This is a genomic window from Rhizobium ruizarguesonis (assembly GCF_017357285.1).
GTDB lineage: Bacteria > Pseudomonadota > Alphaproteobacteria > Rhizobiales > Rhizobiaceae > Rhizobium > Rhizobium ruizarguesonis.
In genome coordinates this window covers 659,168-677,673 of record NZ_CP071678.1, presented here as the reverse complement: position 1 = coordinate 677,673, position 18,506 = coordinate 659,168, and the positions used below count along the sequence as shown (strand labels likewise).

The following is an 18,506-nucleotide window of genomic DNA, read 5'->3' as shown; positions in this document are numbered from 1 at the left end:
ACCCTCTCTTTCTTGATCCGACGCCATGACGGACATCCAGACAGCATCCGAGCTTGGCGCGGCGAAAGCGGAGATTAGAGACGACCTCACACCAGCACCTGAAGCGACAATCGCCGACAGCGGTCTGGCGGCGATCTCTGCCGTTGCCGGTTACTTCAGGATCGCATCTCGTCCGGAAACCTTGAGCCGAGAGCTGGCGCTGACCGCGCCGGCGTCACGCGACGATCTGCAGCGTGCCGCAAAAATCGTCGGCCTAAAGGCGCGAAGAGTCCGAGTGGACAAGGCCAAACGGCTGACAACGCTTCCAGCGCCCGCACTTGCGACGTTAAAGGACGGCACCTTCGCAGTCTTCGCCGGCGTGGCCGCCGAAGGTCGTTATCGCCTGATCAACCCCATCGATTTCTCCGCCCGCAATGTCGAGGCCGAGGAGCTTCTCGCGCTGACCTCAGGCGAGTTCATCCTCGTCCAGCGCCGTTTCGCCGGCCCCGGCGCTTCGCAGCAGAATTTCGGGTTCCGCTGGTTCCTGCCGGCGATCTGGCGCTATCGACGCGCCTTCGGTCATGTGCTGATCGCCTCGCTCGTCATCCAGATCTTCGCGCTGGTGACGCCCCTGTTCTTCCAGGTGGTCGTCGACAAAGTGCTGGCGCATCGCAGCTATTCGACGCTGATCGTCCTCGTCGTTGGCCTTGCCGCCGTCGGGCTGTTCGACGTCGTGCTGCAATATCTCAGAACCTATGCGCTGTCGCATACGACGAACCGCATCGATGTCGAGCTCGGCCGCCGCCTATTCCGGCATCTGTTGAACCTGCCGCTCAGCTATTTCGAGACCCGCGCCACCGGGCAGACGGTCGCCAGGATCCGCGAACTCGAAACCATCCGCAATTTCCTGACCGGCCAGGGCCTGTTCTCCGGTCTCGACCTGATCTTCACCATCATCTTCATCTTCGTGCTGTTTTCCTACTCGTCAAAGCTCGCCTGGATTGTTGTCGCCTCCATTCCCTTTTACATGGCGATCGGATTTCTGATCCGCCCCTTCCTCAAGGAGCGGATCGACGAGAAGTTCGAGCGCGGCGCCTTCAGCCAGCAATTGCTCGTCGAGACCGTGGTCGGCATTCAGACGCTGAAGGCATCGGCGGTCGAGCCGGTGGTCTCCTCGCAATGGGAAGAGCGGCTGGCTGCCTATGTGCGCTCGTCGTTTCTCGCGACCATGTTGGCGGCGAAGGGGCAAAATGCCATTCAGTACGTCAACAAGATCACCTCGGCCGCCCTGCTGCTCTTCGGCGCACAGGCGGTCATCGATGGCGAGCTGAGTGTCGGCGCCTTGGTCGCCTTCAATATGATCGCCGGACAGGTCTCCCAGCCGATCCTGCGGCTGTCGCAGCTCTGGCAGGATTTCCAGCAGGTGCAGGTCTCCATCGCCAGGCTCTCGGATATTCTGAACGCCCCGCAGGAGCCGCGGCCGAGCGTTGCTGTCAGCCTGCCGCCGCCGAAGGGAGCGATCGGCTTCAAGTCGGTGAACTTCCGCTATTCGCCCGATGGCCAGGACGTGCTCAAGGACATCAATTTTTCGATCCGGCCGGGCGAAGTCATCGGCATCGTCGGCCCTTCCGGCTCCGGCAAGTCGACGCTGACCAAGCTGGTGCAGCGCTTCTATATCCCGAACAGCGGCCAGGTTTTCGTCGACGGCCAGGATATCGCCCAGGTCGATCCGGCCTGGCTGCGGTCGAATATCGGCGTGGTGCTTCAGGAAAACATGCTGTTCAACCGGACGATCCACGACAATATCTGCATGGTCAATCCGGCTATGTCGCGGGCCGCCGCTATCCAGATGGCGCGACTGTCAGGCGCCGACGAGTTCATCGCCAAGCTGCCGCGCGGCTACGACACGCTGATCGAGGAGCGCGGCGCCAATCTTTCCGGCGGTCAGAGGCAGCGTCTGGCCATCGCGCGCGCCCTTGCCACCAATCCGCCGATCCTCATCCTCGACGAAGCGACAAGCGCCCTCGACTATGAGAGCGAGCGCATCATTCTCGGCAATATGCGCGAGATCGTCCGCGGCCGCACCGTCATCATCATCGCCCATCGCCTCGCAACTGTCCGGCATTGCAACCGCATCATCGGCATGAAGGACGGGCGCATCGTCGAAGAGGGAACACACGAGACGCTGCTTGCCCGTCCGAACGGACTCTATGCCCATCTGTGGCAATTGCAGACGGGGCCAGTTCAGTCATGAACCAAAACGTCCAGCCTCCGCGGCTTCCTCCGAAGCCCCAGAAACGATTGCAGGTGGACAACGAGTTCCTCCCGGCCGCCCTCGAAATCCTGGAAACGCCGGCATCGCCCATCCGCACGGCGCTGATCTGGTTCATCTGCCTGTTCACCGCCGGCGCGCTGATTTGGAGCTACGTCGGCAGGTTCGATATCGTCGCGACAGCCCAGGGAAAAATCCAGCCGACCGGGCGCGTCAAGGTCATCCAGTCGATCGAGGTTGGCAAGACGATCGCAGTTCCGGTCTCAAACGGCGCCAAGGTGGACACCGGAGACATTCTCGTCGAGCTTGATCCGACTGAAGCCCGGGTCGAAGTCAACACGCTGACCACCAGCCTCGCGGCACTGCGGGCAGAAGTTGCGAGGCGAGGCGCGGCATTAACGCAGGTCAACACTTGGCAACGTGGCGATCTTTGGAGCGGAGCGCGAAGGATTGAGATCGTTCCCGAATTCCCCAACTCCATACCAGCGGAGATCCGCACGCGCGAGGAACTGCTCTATACCTCCGATCTCGAGCAGCTCGCATCGACACTCGACAGCCTCGCGGCCCAGCGCAATCAGCAGTTCGCCTCGTTGAAGAGATATACCGAGATGGTCACCGCCCAGCAGGCGCTGGTGGCAACGCTTGCAGATCGTGTCGCCATGCGCTCCAACCTCGTCGACCTAAGTGCCGGTTCGAGATCCGGCGTCATCGATGCGGTCGAGATCAGGCAGAAGGAAGAGGCAACGCTTGCCGAGCAGATCGGACAGCGGGCGGAGGCGGAAACCGCGATCGTGACGGCAGCGAGCGAAGGCCTGAAAGCCATCAAAACCTTCGTCGCCGACAACGCTGAGAAGCAGGCGGCAGCATCGCGCGAGATCGACGAGAAGGAACAGCAGCTGGTCAAGGCGGCCAAACGGCTCGAGTCGATGACGATCAAAAGCCCGATCAAGGGCATCGTCCAGACATCAGCCATCACCACGGTCGGCCAGGTGGTCACCGCGGGTGCCGAACTGATGCGGATCGTCCCGGACGACGCCTCGCTGGAGATCGAGGCCTATCTGCCGAACCGCGATATCGGCTTCGTCTCGCCAGGACAGCCTGCCGTGATCAAGGTCGAAGCCTTTCCCTTCACTCGCTATGGCATTCTCAACGGCAAGGTCACCCGCGTCGCAACCGATGCCATTCCGGAGCCGGATGCACAGCAGCTCGAAGGCCAGCCGGCAAAGGAACTGCAGAGCATGATCCCGATCGGCAATGCACAACGCGTCCAGAACCTGGTTTTCCCGGTCACCATCAAGCCGGATGTCGCAAGCATCGATATCGATGGAACCCGCGTTGCGCTCTCGCCCGGCATGTCCGTCACCGTCGAGGTCAAGACCGGCAGCCGGCGCATCCTTGAATATCTCTACTCGCCGCTCGCTGAAGTTGCGTCGGAAGCGATGCAGGAAAGGTAGGCAGAGAGGCGACAGGCAGCCCAACGCTTCGAACAATGCACCGGAGCTCGCAAGCTCGCACTGCGTAAAGGCCCCACAGTTGTGGCTGGGGCACGAGTTAGTGGTGCATACAAACCCGATACCAGACGGCATCGCCATTTCGGACGACTGCAATGCCCCTATTCCCTATGAGGGCTGTTGGCTCAAAGCGCCGCGACTGCGCCAGCCAGAGTTCATCCCCTGGCAGCATCCGCGCGAGCAGAGTCTTCAGTTCCTCCTCCGGGGCAGGAATGCGGTCCCGAATTTCGGCGGGCACAGCCTCAATGCCACCCGTGAGGCCAACGAGCCACTCGCGATATCTTTGCGGGGTGGTTCGCTCTAACAATACGACTTCATCTCCAGCAACTGGGCGGTCGATCTCGACTGGCATTCTTCTTCCCGACGTTAATGAAATGTGCGGCCATTTTATCAATCTGAAGCGATAACACGCGTGCTGCGGGACCAGCAACGTCCGCTTCGTACCCACCCCGACTGCGGTTTTTTTGGCATGCGTTACTCGACCGGATAATTCCGCGGTAAGAGTTACGCGATTCGGCTCTGCTTGTGGTCGTTGACCATGGGCTTGAACGGAATGAGGATATCCGGTTCAGCCTCACGCAATCGAGGCAGCATAGGCATCGCTGTGCGAAAGGAACAACGATGCTACGAGCGCTTCTGAACACACGTATGCGACTCTGTTTCAAAGCAATTTTGCTTCTGGCAGTTTTTGGTCTGAAGCCAGCAGCCGCTACGCCCAAATGTCCCCCCCAGAACGAAATGCTGGCCAACGCGGAGGTCGTGGTTGAGGCTCGTGTGAAGTCGCTGTCGATTGGAGAATCGGGTTTGCTGCCGGCGGATACCAACGTTCCGCCCCGGATGATACGGGTCGATTTAGAAATCACGCGGGTTATCAAAGGCAAATACCCACGCAAGGAAGCGACCGTGTACGGAGCCCCCTTTCCCCCAGGACCTATCATGGAACTGTCCAAGATGGCGTTGATTGCCGGCCTCGGTGATGGCGACACGTTCGAATGGGAGCTTTCACGGACCGAACTAGGTCCTGGTTTGGAGTTCTATTCGATGAACAACTGCAGCTTTTACAAGTTCCGGGATGATTTATTTCCCCGCTAATCTACGACATTTGCTTTGGAGCGTTGCGTAGATACTTTAATCTAAACCGCCTTGCTCGGTTGGAGAGATGATGTTGAAAAAGCTAATATTGATCGGCGCGATATTAAGCAGCACAGCTTGCAGTTCTCAGGCACAGGATGTCGATCCCGATGTCGCTCATGAATGCGCAAGGCTGTGGGGGGCTGACTATCACATGCAGCTCTTTTGCCGAAAGCAACAAATGCGGGCGAAGGACGAAATCAGAGCGCAAAATTTTGAGAACGCACTGAAGGGGAGTTCTTCAACTCAACAGGCGATTGCCCTAGCAAGAAAGCTCTACGCAAAAGGTATTGGCGAGCTCAACAGGTCCATCGACGGCTGCTATTCCGGGGCGTCCACTAGTGGACAATATCAAATCTGCTTGGTCATGGATACGTACGCGCAAATTCGCACGGGCGCCAAGGGCAGGAACGGCGCCCAAGTCACCGAGGATCGGCAAATCGCTCAGGCCACCCGAATATTCGGTAAAACGCGGGGGGAGACCGCTCGTCACTCTATCGTTGGTGAAGCACTGTTGGCCGTGATTAATGACCTCGATTTAAAGTAGCGCGGTCGGGTCTACTCGGCAGGTGAAAAATCCGGCGAGGTCAAAACTGTGACGTTCCGATGAACTGGTGCCTGCCGCGGATCTAGGGTGGGCATGAATCCGACCGGCGCTCGTGGTCGCATCGGCGGATCAACATGCGAAGGCGATCCCGCACATTAGGGTATAGCCTTGCGTGATAGCGCGCACGTTACGTTGCCAGTCGTCACATTGTTCTTGACGCCGGCTATTTGTGACAGGGTAGCCTCGGGCTTAAAGCTTGAGGTGACACATGACAAAAATAGGCTATGCCCGGGTCAGCACAATTGATCAGGATTCTGAAATACAGCAGCAACGCCTTCACGCTGAGGGATGCCAGCTCATCAGGTCAGAGAAGGTATCCGGCGCAAGCCGTGCAGGCCGAAGCGAGTTGGCAACAATCATCGATTTCCTCCGCCAAGATGACGAACTGGTCGTCACGCGATTGGACCGGCTGGGACGTGACACACGCGACGTTCTCAACATCGTGCATGAGTGCGAGCAGCGCGGGGCTTTCGTCACAGTTCTTGACCCCCACGTCTCGACGCGCGGTGAAATGGGGCATGTTATCCTGACCGTACTGGGTATGGTCGCTCAAATGGAACGCCGCTTCATTAAGGAGCGTCAGCGAGAGGGAATTGCACGAGCTAAAGCTGAAGGAGTTTACAAAGGCGGAAAGGCTCGCCTGGATCACGCACTGATCCGGCGGCTTCACGGTGACGGGCTCGCGGCATCGGCCATCGCGAAGATAGCGAAGTGCTCGCGAATGCAAGTCTACCGCATCCTAGGGGATTGACCTGAGTGATTTGTGTTTTGAGGAGTTGGCAACAGTACATTAGGACAACGGATGCTTCGCTGCCGCTCGAAGCCCGGCAGCAATGGAAACGAGCAGTTGGCCTACAAACAACGGCGGAACCGGTATGTACGGCGAACTAACAAACTAGGATGTGGCGTGAGAGAGAATTCCATTTCCTCACCAAGCTCCGAATGATTTGTTTCGGCTCCGCTTTCCGGACTTTCAGTGTTTGTGGCGCACCGCCTGACCGACGGCCTATGTTCTTTATGCCGCTATTCGGCAGGATGTGCCGCGAGAGGTCGCATGAAATTATGTTTTCGGGTCAACGGCGAGCCACTGTCGAAAGGCGACGGAACGAGGGTAGATCGGCAAGTGGGGGCGCGACTAACCGGATCTGATCCAATGCATCGGTAAGATCGTAGGGAATGACAGCGCCCTCCGATGTTCCGACGGTCAGATCAAGCAATTGCAACAATGCCTTTGCCTTGGTCTCGTCATTAATGAGCGTAAGCTTTCTTGCACCGCCCTCTTCGCCAAAAAAGCCGTAGTCGAGCATCGACCAGCACTCAAAGGGCACGAGGAAACGCGATACAATATCGACGGCCTCGGCGAAGGCTTCCTTAGAGGTAGCGGGAAGATCAGCAAGAGCGCCACTAACGCCCGGAGTCGCGAGCGAGCGCTCTTGTGGCCAAACCTCGCGAAGGAAGGGAGCCGCCGCGGACCGAAACAATGCCGCTGCAGAGGTTGCGTCCGTTGGTTCTTCGCCCTCAGGCTGACCTTCCTCGGGAACCTTCCTGGACAAATCGCGGACGAATTGTTGTAGCGTGTTTGCCGCTGATGCACGAACTTCGTCATCAAGCGTACGCAACATTTGTTGAATCCGGGAGTTGGGCACGGCGGAGGCCCGTCCTTCGCGGAATGCGTGGAGCGACTCGATCACGATGCTGAATACCAATCTCCGCCGCGTCTCCCGCCCAAGCCGGCGATCCGTCGCTCGCTCCGCCATTGCGCCGCCAATAATCTCTAAGACATTGGTGAAATGGGTGCGGCGGGCGATAGCGCGCCAGAGCGCGAGCGACGCCCCGTCGTCGTTCAGGAGGGGGGTAATCAAATGTTCCTGCGTCCAGTCAGGGTCAGCGCGCAGGAAGTATGGCAGAGCCTCGATCAAACGATGCCGTGCGATCAAGCCGCTTCTTCCGGTTGCTGCAATCACGACGTCGCGCATCTGTCGTTCCACCGATCCAACGGCAAATGCCTGTGAGCCGGCGGTAAGCGTAGGGCATGCCGCTAAAAACACCCCGACTAGTTTTCCTGCAGGCGTGTTGAGCGTGTCGAGATCCGTTGGTTCTCGATCATCGTCGATGGTACGGGCGGTGACGCTGAGATCGGAATCATCACTGCTCTCCGGTCTGGTGTTGGACGCCTCAACGGCGATCGGCCAGACCCGTAACCACACGGGCAAACCAAGGGGCGTGACAACGATCTGCTTTTCCCACGCGTCGAGCCACGCGCTGATCCCTTCTATTGCCTGAGATAGCGTCCCTTCTGAGAGTTGGTTCAGCAGTGCAAGGACTCTTGCCGCCTCGCCTGGAAGATCGCGTGGTGCCGCGCCGGCGGGTTCTGGCGGCTTTGGTGAATGTGCCCAACCGAAACGATTCCAGACTCGGGGGAAGTCGTCTCCGCCATTCCCTGTGGCTTCGAAATCGCTGAGGACAAGTGCAGCCTTTTCGGGTTGTTGCAGCCAATCGTTCGCCCGTTCAGCGGGGTCGTCATCCCAACCGCCGCGGCTCGTTGAGAGCGCCGTCTCAAGCGCGCGCAGCCGGGGTGCGCCCTCAAGCATGTTGTAACGATCGTCCGGGTTGCGAGGAACCGATCTTACGGTAGCCGCTTCTAGAAAACCTTCGTCAATCGTTATCGCGTTAAGATCAGCAAAATGCGGGATTTGAGCGGTGAGCCATGACTTCGAACTTGCTGGCAGTTGGCCACCCGCAACCTCGATACGCCTCAGCTCGCGAACAGCCCAGTACAGACGTGCGCTCTTAACTTTTGCAGCCTCGGCCTTCTTTGGCCAATGAGCCCGCGGCGGACCTTTCTGGATGTGCTCGGCAATAGCTTGTTGGCTCTTTTGATCCAAATCGCCAAAGCGCAGTGCCCGAAGCTCCGCGATCTCGGGAAACGCGTGCAAGTCCCAAAACTTGCGATCATCGATCTCCAGCAGGAAGGAACCAACTTGCTCGGCCGAAGTCAAATGAGAGTTCCGGGACATGGCAGCCCACAAACGAACGTGCACTGGTGAGTCAACCGGGCTCCATCGCGATATAAGCGGCCGCGCGGCGCCGGGGTCAAGATCAGCAATCCTAGCGAGAACGGAGTGCAGAAGCTTCACTGATGGGGCGATCCCCTGATGGTAGGCATCAGGGTCTTTGCTTTCGTCGGCTTGCGGAGCGGAGGTTACGTAGTAGACTCGCTCCAGACCTCCAAGCTGCCACAAGCGCCGCTGCCCATCCCATCCGAGACGGCGTGCGATATCGAGGCCGCGCAGAATTGCGGCTTCAAGAGCGCCGGCAAGCGACTTCAGGAATTGGATGTCTGTAAGGTTAGCACGATCGAGGAGACTCAGATCGATCAGATCGCCACTCGTCAGGCTCGCTGAAAGAATGTCGTCGAACGACTTCGGGCTCCGTGGTTTCCGAATGAACTGCCAGCGCCACGCGCCAATTGGCTCGACTTTAAGGCGGGGAGCAACAAGGTTCACGATAGTGGCAATAACCGCACCAGAACGATCACCGCCGCGCAGGCGCTTCCGAATGCCGTAGATCGCCGTCCCATCATCTCTCTCGGAATGGGCGGAGGACCAGCTTTCTTCAATCAAGCGCCAAGCAGTCGCCCAAGGCTCCTGTAAGTCTATTGCACGCGGACCGTTCAGCAAATCTTCAATCGCAACCCGTTCGACTCGCTGTTCGGGATTCAAGCGCAGCGCCCAATCGATTGTGCCTTGTTCCGGCAGGCGCTTGTTGAGAAATGCGATGGTTGCGCGGAATGTGTCGCGATCCCACGGCTCGAGACTTGCCCAAGGTGGAATCATGATTTCCGCCCCCGCTCTCTTTCAGCAGCGATTTTAACAATGGCATCGAGCCACCCTATGTCCGCGTTCGCGTCAGAGACTAGTGATGCTAACCGCGTTCGTTCACTCGCATTGCTTCGCCTGAAAAGATGGTCGAATAGGTCCCGATCCGATTCTGAGGCTGCCGGCCGGCTTACCTTGACAATCCGCCGAAGCTCCGAGTCGATCTTAGCTTTTTTCCCGTTCACGGCCGATAATTCGGCCCACCGCTCAAGCGTCGCCAACAACGAATGATGATTGCCATTCGAGTCGTAACGGATCGGCGTAATCCCGCGCCCCTTCCAGTCTTCCAGTGAGACGGGATCGGGCGCGTTCGTCCCGAAGAAAGTGAATCGCTCTTTCAGATCATCGAAGCGACTGCCGTCCGCAGCGACCGCATTCAACAGGTAACGCATCGGTGGATCGTTTGCGCTATAACCGACGAGGACCAAATGAAAGAGCCGCGCCGCATCGTAAATAAAATCTGGCACAACGCGCCGCCGCAGGTAGAATTCGCCAAAATCTTGATCGGACAATACGAGTTCGGAAAAACGCGACAGACCTGCGTTCAAAGCGCCGTGAATGTGAAGTACGCCTGAAAAGTCTGTTTGTCTGGAGGGCCTGGGAATCGCACCCAATGCATAGGTCGCAATAGGTGGTCGGTGCCGCTGAGTTGCCTTTTGAAGCAGCAGATCGAAATTCGTCGTCACAATAGTCTTCGCCCCACCTCTGTCGGCTAGGCGCATAAGTGCCCGATGAATCGGTGCGGGTTTGTGGATACCAGAACTTAAACGTGCGGCGACTTCACGTCTGACTTTGCTGTCGCCGCGGGTCTGGTCGTCAAGTCGGCGTTCAAGCATACCCAAGACAACGTCGTAGTCGCCGACAACGAACCGCTTAACTTCAGCTGTCTGGCGTTCAGTTAAAGCAGAACAATCAACCTGCCATTGATTACATACCCCAGCCGGCAAACCAGCCAATACGGAATGAACGCTAGTATCTAGCCGCGCATACACGTCGACCACGAGTTCTCTAAAATCGGGAAGTCCCGCGGGCTTCGAAATCCCAGCACCACAGATGAAAAGGACTTCGCCGCGAGCATGAGCCAACAGCAGACGCTCAGGGATGGTGGCGAGCCCACTACCAAGAGATATCACGCGATCTTCGATATTGGGCGAGCTCATTCACACACCTTACTGAAGTCGCAACTCACGGTCGCGCTTACTGAAACGGATCTACCCGCAAAAAGTCGCTCGGTACAAGGCCATCGGTGTGATGCTCAACAAGTATTGTGAGCGTCCGGCGAATGCATTTTTTGCGTCTACGAGGCGCGGTTTAGGACTTGCGGCTTAGCTCATCTGCCATGACGCGCTCGATCATCTCGGGATCGCATTGTCTGGGAGCCACAAATTCCCAGACCGTTCCATTTACTACATGCTTACAGATGCCGGTTTCGAGGCTTGGAAGCGCGGCGTTTGAGACCAAAATGGCCTCAAGAGAATTTTGGCGCCGAAGAGGTCGAGCGTCGCCCAATTTACGTCACCTGGAAAACTCGGTCGCGGAGATGTAACAAGGCATTTGCATATCATTCGCGACTAGCGAACCCGAGTGATAGTATTCGTGATAGCTTGTAACCGCAGCAACTTCGAAAGTGATCGGCACGTTCGGAGGGGGTCTATAGTATACAGAGGGATGAACAGTCAGCCACTCTGCGTGGATTGAGTTCACCTCATCCGAAGTGGGGCCGCCAGCCTCGGCGATTCCTAGATGATGCCCGCTCCCATCGAGAATTCTAATAGCCGATCGCGCAGTTATATTGTTTTTAGACTGATTGTCCGGCGCGTCATACTTGTAACTCTCGTTGTGTAAAACTGCCTGACCGGTAACAAGCACTTCCCCTCCTTGAGGCGAAATTGTAACGGTACATAGAGTCGCATAAAGATTATCTACCAGGGGAACGGGCGTATTGCTTGTCCCAAAGCTTCTCTGGAGGATATTGAGACTACCCACCGTGGGTGCGACAATGACGTTCTTTGACGAACTGAATTCAGCTGATCTATCGCTATGGCGGGCGTCACAAAAGTAATAAATTGAAGTGCAGCAACGGTCGTGTATCTCATGCCCTTACCTCCTGGACGCGATTGAACCCGTTCTCTGTCCCCGTTTGTCGCGGCTATCTATGAGCTGGCCGCCAGCCCGCATCCCGCGCTTCCTGCTCCGTGCAAAACCACCGCTCGCCGTATTCGAGACGTATTCTAGTTGCGGAATAAAACTTCTGCCCCGGCACATGGTAGATGCGCTCTCCTGAGTTGATGCTGATATTGCCTTTGATGTTGCAACTGGGATCTACGAGCCGGAGCAGTTGCGAAGGGGCAGAAGCCAAATCGTCGATCGAATAAACGCCGGCAACGCCAGCAACTACAAGACCGAGGAACAGTGCCGGAGCCTCAGCCAAAAGTGATTTCCGCTGCGGCCCTGGATGATAACGCCGATTGCGCATACTCTTCCCCCCAGAAGATTTGCGCCACGATTGTATCCGATGTCGTACATTAGCATAAGCTGCATGCGCCTACTCCAAATGGAGTGAATTTAGCTTCGCAGTGCGCCTTTCGGGTAATCTTGACTGTTGCGTGCGCTGTGAGAGCCCTCAAGCTCTTGGCTGCATACCTTGAGAGGGCACTTGTTTCGGGTAGCTTTGCTTTCAGCCAGCCTGCTAGTTCGCACGTCTCGCAACTGCTCATCGTACCCGTCTCGATCGGCTTCGCCGAGGTACGTGCGATGTCTCCACTATCGTTCATGCATGCTAGCAACGGGGCGCCTTCGTCACCGTTCTTGACCCTCACGTCTCGACGCGCGGCGAAATGGGAAACGTTGTTCCCACGGTGCTCGGGTGCTCGGCATGGTCGCCCAGATAGAGCGTGGTTTCATCAAGGACGCCAGCGCGAAGGTATCGCTCGCGCGAAGGCGCCAGGAAGCCATACGGAAAGGTCCGCCTTGACCATGCGCTCATCCATCGGCTCCATCCTGATGGCGTTGGCCCCGCCGCCATCTCGAGACAGGCCGGCTGCTCACGAATGCAAGTGTACCGCGTTCTCGGAGCGTCCCGGGTAAATCGTAGGCGAATTGCTGCTTCATTCTGCCTCTGGCTGTAACGGAGCCAGAATTTTCAGAAGTCGTTCCCTAATCTCTTTCCAGGGCATCGAGAGGTCGATGGTCGCAATCTTTACCGAGTGGCCCTGAATCATAAATGCCTCATCAAGGCTTACCCCAACGCGAGGGTAAAGAAGAATTCCCTCGGTCTTCGCGAAAGCATTATCGCTCCCAGCTGCATTTCTCAGGTAAGCGAAGAGCTGGTAGAGGTTTTCGGAGCGGAAGCTCTCCGCATTGTAGTAGGTCTGGAGGGCATCTACATAGTACTTTGTATCCAGAATTATCCGCCGATTTGCACTTCGTAGGAACACATCGACACGCATGCTCGGCAATCGCGCAGCGCTGCCTGCAATCCGGGTAGCATCCCACTTGATATTAAGTGGTTCAACAGACAGCGATTGTTGTTCAACCCTGTAGAAGTTTCGCACAAACCTTTCGAACACAGCTGCCATTTTGCGTTCGTCGCGCGTGACATCGTGAAAGAGATAGTCGGTTCCATCATGGTTCGGCAAAAGACAATCGAATGCCAGCTCCGCCACCTTCAGCAGAAACTGATAGTGTGAATTGTTCCGGTGCAGGCTAACTCTAGAGAATGCCGATCGATCGAGCCGAATGTCGCTGACGTATGGCATAAGCCGAACAGTCACCGCCAGTTCATGAGCTAACCGGCGATCGATCATAGAAGCGCGTGCTAATCGCTTTATCGATGCTTTGAGGATTTGATTATGAAGTAAGTCGTGGCTTAGTTCGTCGAACTCACATTGCAGCCGCCTAATTCTTCTCGCTTGGAGGCGCAATGTCTCGCCAAGTTCAATCCGGCCTCGTACGGTCGGAAGGACATCCCTTTCATATCGGTAGTCGCGATCGAGTCCCCGTCGCAATATTTTTCGCATTCCGCTCAGCAATACCCGAGCGAGCAGATTAGGGAGGTTTGGGCTTGCTTCAGCCCCGACCGGAAGTGATTGCGCGTCTTCAAACCTGTTCCAGGCATAGCAGAACAGGTAATAAACGTTTTCAATGGGAATAGCAGGAGGCATCACATGGGAGACAGTAGGTGACCTTCCCAGTTGCTTACCTTACTTGGTGCGTCAAACCAATATTCGCGGAGCAACGGAAGGATTTCGGTCTTCATAACCCGTTCATACCATGCTGTATCCTCCTCTTCCGACATCGGGCCACTGCAGAAGAAGCTATGACCAATAGCAAAACCCGGACCGAGGTTTGCCACATCGCCGACAATCTCCTTGTTGAGCATGCCTACCCGGCTGATCAGAGTGTCGATCAGGTCTTCCTTCAACCCGTAGCCTGACAGAAGTTGTCGGAATTTCGGGGCATTAAGGTTAGGCTCGATGTCTACAAACGCAAACCGCCGCCGTAGTGCATAATCGACAACTGCGAGCGATCGATCTGCCGTGTTCATGAGCCCCAAGATATGTACGTTCGCAGGCACGTAAAATGGAACTTTTCCAGATGAGAGCGGCATCGCCCATTTTGGATCTCGCTTGTCGTGCTCGATCAAGAGCATTAACTCGCCCAGGATCTTGCTCAGATTTCCTCGATTAATTTCATCGATAACAAACACATAGATTTTTTTCGGATCGGCTTCCGCCCGCCTGCAGAACTCCACAAATTTCCCAGCTCGAAGGTCGAAGCCAGTTGCGGTGGGCCGATAACCTTCAACAAAGTCCTCATAAGAATAGGATTGATGAAACTGGACGAGGCCAAATCGGCTGCGATCCTCGGCACCCATGAGCGCAAAAGCAAGTTTCTGCGCCGCGAACGATTTTCCAACGCCCGGTGGCCCTTGTAAGATTATGTTTTTTTTCGCGGCCCACAGCCGGAGAATGTCTTGCGCTTGGGGGGCCTCCAGAAATAGGACCTCAAGAGCGTCTTCAAGGGTGTAAGGCGCTATGACCTCCTCTGCTTCCTGCGGGGCGTCCATCAACAAATGTGGCAAGCTTCGACCTGCGAATGCCTGGTAGGCACGGTTCAGGATAGTAAGCAGTGTCGGTGTCGCTTCGGTGAGGTAGGCGCCCTGATTAAGGCCAAGTCGGTTGTTGTAGAACAACCCCTTAGCGCCGCTCTCAGCCAATTCTCTTAGCTCTGTCGAAAACGGTTCCGTATCGAGAAACGCAGCGCGAGGAAGCTTCGGCTCAAGAATCTCATAGCTGGTTAATTTGACCTTGCCCCCAAGTTTTATCCAGTTTTGAGTTCGCTCCAGCGGTTTTTGGTTGCTGTTGTTGGTTCGGTAGCGGCGGGTTGCGGTGCGGAGCCATTTCGGCTGCGCAGCACCGCATCACGTCGCGGGTTGAGTGTCTGAGCGAATTCGGCCGGTGTCAGCCAGCCAAGGCCTGAATGCGGGCGTTGATCGTTGTAATCACTACGCCAGTTTGAAAGCGCGGACCGGGCGTGAGCAAGCGACGAGAACAGAGTTTCATTCAAGAACTCGTCTCGCAGCCGCCCGTTGAAGCTTTCGATAAAAGCGTTCTGGATAGGCTTGCCAGGCGCAATGTAATGCCAGTCAACTTTGGTCCGGTCCGCCCATTGCAGGATCGCGTTGCTGGTGAACTCGCTGCCGTTGTCGCTGACGATCATCCTCGGCTTGCCGCGCTCCTCGATAATCCGGTCAAGCTCCCGTGCGACGCGAAGACCGGAAAGCGATGTATCGGCGACGAGCGCCAGGCACTCCCTCGTGCAATCATCGACGACGGTCAGAATCCGCAACCTGCGCCCATCGGTGAACTGATCCGACACGAAGTCTAGCGACCAGCGATCATTGGCCACCATCGGCACCAGCATCGGCGCTCGCGTGCCTATCGCTCGCTTGCGACCGCCGCGCTTGCGCACCGTCAGTTTCTCCTCCCGATAGAGCCGGAAGAGCCTCTTGTGGTTCACGAGGTGACCCTCCCGCCGGAGCAGCACATGAATGCGTCGATATCCGAAGCGGCGACGTTCATGCGCCAACGCCTTCATTCGCTCGCGAAGCTCATGATCATCGTCGCGCCTGGTCTCGTAACGGACCGTCATTCGGCAAAAACCAATGGCTTTACACGCCCGCCGTTCGCTCATCTCATGATGGCTCATCAGATGCGCGACAACTTTCCGCTTGGCCGCGGGCGTCACCACTTCTTTCCCAAAAGGTCTTTCAAGGCAGCATTGTCGAGCATCGCATCCGCCAGAAGCCGCTTCAGCTTCGTGTTCTCGTCCTCAAGCGTCTTCAGCCGCTTGGCCTCGGACACCTCCATGCCGCCGTACTTGGCCTTCCATTTATAGATGCTGGCATCGCTGACGCCATGCTTGCGGCAAAGCTCCGAGACCGGCGTGCCTGCCTCGTGCTCCTTCAATATGCCGATGATCTGTTCGTCTGTGAAACGATTGCGCTTCATCCTCTGGTCCTCTCAATGGGCCAGAGCTTACTTCAAAATGGATTATTTCAACGGGGCAAGGTCAAATTCAATGCGGAAGCCTGGTTGCTTTCCCCACTCGCTCTCCTCCAAGGTGGTGAAGTCGCTATCAGCGGCTGTGGCGGCAACAGAGATTGCTGACAAGCCCTCGTTATCTGTCAGATGGAAGACAGCGTCGCCCGGTTGTAGATGTTCTTTCCATCCTTAGACCGCTGTGGCGACCATAGCGCGCGGCCTATTGAGTTCTCGCCCGCTTCGCGATCGGGGCGACCAGCAACTATTGTTTTCTCGATCCAGAAACGCTGAGCTGTGGGCGACGCACTGTCGCCGAACAGATCAGACCAAGACTTATGATTGCGGAACCAAGTGACATCTTGTGGCTCATCGAAAAATGCAAAGGCGATCAATCTGTCAGCTAGATCATTCCCCGGATGTAGTTCCCAAACCGTAGGCCGATATGTATAGAAGTACCAGTCCTTTGGCTCGAACTCCTCGTCCCACGACACCGACACACGCTCGCCGTCCCGCGGATTGGCGGTGACCACGCCGCGCGCCTTAACACGCATTACCGACACTCTTCGGTCGCGATTATCAAACGGAAGATTATGGCGTTGCACAAAGGCTGCCTTAATTGCAATTCGATCGCCAATCTTCATCGAGCGAACAGCAGCGGCGTCATGAGCGTTAGGGGTTCTGATTTCCCAAATGCCATCAGCTAAAAAGCGTGGCACTTGGTCATCCGTCCCGCCGAATGATCCTCCGACAAACCAATAGCGTTCGTCAGCCAGTAGGCCAAGATGCTCAGGACGGTTGCTAGCTCCGCGAAACTGTCCGTATTGCCCGAGCCAGGCCCGACTGTTCGCTATCCTGTTGATGGGATCGTTTGAATTTGGAAAGAGCACCCGATACCGAGTGCCTCCGTTACGCAGATCGAGGCGCATATCATCAAGCGCCTGTCTAAGTTGCGCGAATTGGTCATTGTCGTAGGCCGCATCAAGATCCGTGTACGAGCTGCCAAGGGCGGCCATTTCGGTTTCGATCTTGCGGATTGCAGTTGATCGTGTGTTGACGCTGTTCGGCTTTCCGCCCCTCGCTCGCAACCAACCGCGAAATTCGTCATACTTCATTCCGTTAGAATCCTTGCGGTAAGATGTTCCACAACGGCGTTATCCTGCAACGGCGGGCCTTTTTGCCGAGCATTGAGGAACGTACAGTCTCAGCCTTTCCCATTCAGCGGCCTCTCCAAGGTCCTTTAATCCTGCTTTTCAGCATCGATCACTTTGTAGGACGCTCCGGAAGCCTGCTCGTCAGATCGCTTCGTCAGCTCGTCGTATAAAACTTTCAAAAACATCGAGCCCCCACCGAAAACCATCCACAACGGCACGCCGACAGCACCACCGAGTGCAGCAATGCCAGCGTTTGCGCCCGGGAACAGGGTAAAAGCTCCTGCTGCGGCTGCTATGCCCAAGCGTTGCGTCGATGTTCTGTTGTCCCAACCATGTTTCTTTACCTGCGCGCTGATGATCTTCATTGCAGGCAGGATGACCTTGCTAGAGGCCGTCAGCGAAATCGCCTTCCTTGCCTTCGCTGTGGCCGAAATGTTCTCGTCTTTTAGATCGATCAGTAGTCGCGCCCAATCGCGGAGAGCGTCAGCCTCGGCTCGACTCGCGGATCCGGCAATAGTGATCGCGAGCTGCTTGTGGCTGTCGCTGTCGTCCATGTTGTCTTTTTCCAGCCAAACGATGTGCGGAGAATAATTTTACAATCGATATGCGAAGGAGACCTTTGTCAACTGCGCCGCCGTCGGAGATAGCCGACCCATGGGTCGCTGGGCACACGCGGCAGACAATGCCGCAATCAACGCCGCCGCTAACGCTGACGGTATCGCGAATGCTCATGAAGAGGCGTTGCCAACGGCGCGTTAGCGTGAAAATAGATTACTGACGTAGAGATGATGGACATCCTTAATGAAAGTGCCTTTCCTATCACTGACTATTGCTTCTTTTGGTCTCATCGCTACTTCAGCGCACGCCATCACTGCCCAAGAATGCGCAACGATGCCTAGCGATGGTGATCGGCTGCTTTGTTACGACAAGATCTTCAAGCCCGAGCCCGCAGCGACGTCTTCCACTGTGTCGAAATGGACGGTCGAAAATCAGAAGTCCAAAATGGACGATTCCGATATTTTCAATATCTCGGTGACAGCCGACAGGTACGGTGCGCTGCTGAACATTCGGTGCGAAGAGAAGGTCACGAGCCTGTACTTCACACTTGGCGGCACTTTCATGGCTGATATTGAGAACTACGGGCGCATTCGGTACCGCCTTGATGCCGAGAAGACGAAAAGCAAGTCCTTTGTCATCTCGACTGACAATGAAGCGCTGGGGCTATGGTCGGGCGGTTCCGCCATACCGTTTGTAAGGCAACTGCTCGGGCACAAGACGCTGACTGCGGAAATTACTGGCTATAACGAGTCCACATCGACGGTGGAATTCGACCTGACCGGTATAGATGAGCAAATTAGACCGCTGCGGAAGCAGTGCGGCTGGTAGGCCGTCTTTCCAGCTTCGACTCCGGGCGTCAATGAGCTGATGCCCG

At 56.5% G+C, this 18,506-nt stretch carries 15 protein-coding genes and 1 pseudogene; 7 read left to right on the top strand and 9 right to left on the bottom strand.

Annotation, left to right across the window (positions count from 1 at the left end; translation table 11 throughout):
- Positions 1-25: 25 nt before the first annotated feature.
- Positions 26-2,233, top strand: coding sequence for a type I secretion system permease/ATPase (locus tag J3P73_RS03290; RefSeq protein ID WP_245002701.1), 2,208 nt, complete (start codon positions 26-28; stop codon positions 2,231-2,233).
- Positions 2,230-3,705 (top strand): HlyD family type I secretion periplasmic adaptor subunit, encoded by a 1,476-nt coding sequence (locus J3P73_RS03285; protein ID WP_207579763.1) that lies wholly within the window; start codon positions 2,230-2,232, stop codon positions 3,703-3,705. Before J3P73_RS03290 ends, J3P73_RS03285 begins: the two co-directional genes overlap by 4 nt.
- 97 nt (positions 3,706-3,802) lie before the next feature.
- Here the strand turns inward: J3P73_RS03285 and J3P73_RS03280 are convergent, their stop codons facing one another.
- The gene (locus J3P73_RS03280) at positions 3,803-4,114 is read right to left on the bottom strand and encodes a hypothetical protein (RefSeq protein ID WP_130808715.1); all 312 of its coding nucleotides are present in this window, start codon (positions 4,112-4,114) and stop codon (positions 3,803-3,805) included.
- Between the two features lie 269 nt (positions 4,115-4,383).
- Here J3P73_RS03280 and J3P73_RS03275 point away from each other — a divergent pair, with 269 nt between their 5' ends.
- The 3 genes from J3P73_RS03275 (at position 4,384) to J3P73_RS03265 (ending at position 6,251) form a co-directional block, all read left to right on the top strand.
- Positions 4,384-4,854, top strand: a complete 471-nt coding sequence (locus tag J3P73_RS03275; RefSeq protein WP_207579762.1) for a hypothetical protein — start codon at positions 4,384-4,386, stop codon at positions 4,852-4,854.
- A gap of 67 nt (positions 4,855-4,921) precedes the next feature.
- The gene (locus J3P73_RS03270; RefSeq protein ID WP_207579761.1) at positions 4,922-5,440 is read left to right on the top strand and encodes a hypothetical protein; all 519 of its coding nucleotides are present in this window, start codon (positions 4,922-4,924) and stop codon (positions 5,438-5,440) included.
- A 268-nt stretch (positions 5,441-5,708) separates the two neighbouring features.
- Complete coding sequence (locus tag J3P73_RS03265; RefSeq protein ID WP_207579760.1) at positions 5,709-6,251, top strand: recombinase family protein; 543 nt, start codon at positions 5,709-5,711, stop codon at positions 6,249-6,251.
- Positions 6,252-6,573: 322 nt separating this feature from the next.
- Here J3P73_RS03265 and J3P73_RS03260 read toward each other — a convergent pair whose 3' ends face one another.
- The 3 genes from J3P73_RS03260 to J3P73_RS03250 form a co-directional block, all read right to left on the bottom strand.
- Positions 6,574-9,336, bottom strand: coding sequence for a hypothetical protein (locus J3P73_RS03260; RefSeq protein WP_207579759.1), 2,763 nt, complete (start codon positions 9,334-9,336; stop codon positions 6,574-6,576).
- Complete coding sequence (locus J3P73_RS03255; RefSeq protein ID WP_130808711.1) at positions 9,333-10,538, bottom strand: SIR2 family protein; 1,206 nt, start codon at positions 10,536-10,538, stop codon at positions 9,333-9,335. Before J3P73_RS03255 ends, J3P73_RS03260 begins: the two co-directional genes overlap by 4 nt.
- A gap of 989 nt (positions 10,539-11,527) precedes the next feature.
- Positions 11,528-11,854 carry a sunset domain-containing protein gene (locus J3P73_RS03250; protein ID WP_130808709.1) on the bottom strand — a complete coding sequence of 109 codons (327 nt, stop codon included), beginning with the start codon at positions 11,852-11,854 and terminating at the stop codon, positions 11,528-11,530.
- Positions 11,855-12,098: 244 nt separating this feature from the next.
- Here J3P73_RS03250 and J3P73_RS38240 point away from each other — a divergent pair.
- Positions 12,099-12,506 (top strand): annotated as a pseudogene (locus tag J3P73_RS38240) (recombinase family protein); the annotation flags it as partial.
- Here the strand turns inward: J3P73_RS38240 and mcrC are convergent.
- From mcrC to J3P73_RS03225, 5 genes are all read right to left on the bottom strand, one after another.
- Positions 12,486-13,541, bottom strand: a complete 1,056-nt coding sequence (mcrC, locus tag J3P73_RS03245) for a 5-methylcytosine-specific restriction endonuclease system specificity protein McrC (protein ID WP_207579758.1) — start codon at positions 13,539-13,541, stop codon at positions 12,486-12,488. The pseudogene J3P73_RS38240 and the gene mcrC sit on opposite strands and share 21 nt — an antisense overlap.
- Positions 13,541-14,596: an AAA family ATPase gene (locus tag J3P73_RS03240; protein ID WP_245002700.1), complete on the bottom strand. Its 1,056-nt coding sequence runs from the start codon at positions 14,594-14,596 to the stop codon at positions 13,541-13,543. Before J3P73_RS03240 ends, mcrC begins: the two co-directional genes overlap by 1 nt.
- 104 nt (positions 14,597-14,700) lie before the next feature.
- A protein-coding gene (locus tag J3P73_RS03235) for an IS3-like element ISRle4 family transposase (RefSeq protein WP_130655348.1) occupies positions 14,701-15,890 on the bottom strand; the annotation gives its coding sequence in 2 pieces (ribosomal slippage) (positions 14,701-15,641 and positions 15,641-15,890; 1,191 coding nt in all).
- 176 nt (positions 15,891-16,066) lie between these two features.
- Positions 16,067-17,035 carry a hypothetical protein gene (locus tag J3P73_RS03230; protein ID WP_207579757.1) on the bottom strand — a complete coding sequence of 323 codons (969 nt, stop codon included), beginning with the start codon at positions 17,033-17,035 and terminating at the stop codon, positions 16,067-16,069.
- Between the two features lie 125 nt (positions 17,036-17,160).
- Positions 17,161-17,628, bottom strand: coding sequence for a hypothetical protein (locus J3P73_RS03225; protein WP_130808707.1), 468 nt, complete (start codon positions 17,626-17,628; stop codon positions 17,161-17,163).
- Between the two features lie 247 nt (positions 17,629-17,875).
- On the opposite strand from J3P73_RS03225, the gene J3P73_RS03220 reads away from it, so the two are divergent.
- Complete coding sequence (locus J3P73_RS03220) at positions 17,876-18,460, top strand: type VI secretion system-associated protein TagO (protein ID WP_130808706.1); 585 nt, start codon at positions 17,876-17,878, stop codon at positions 18,458-18,460.
- The last annotated feature ends 46 nt before the right edge of the window (positions 18,461-18,506 follow it).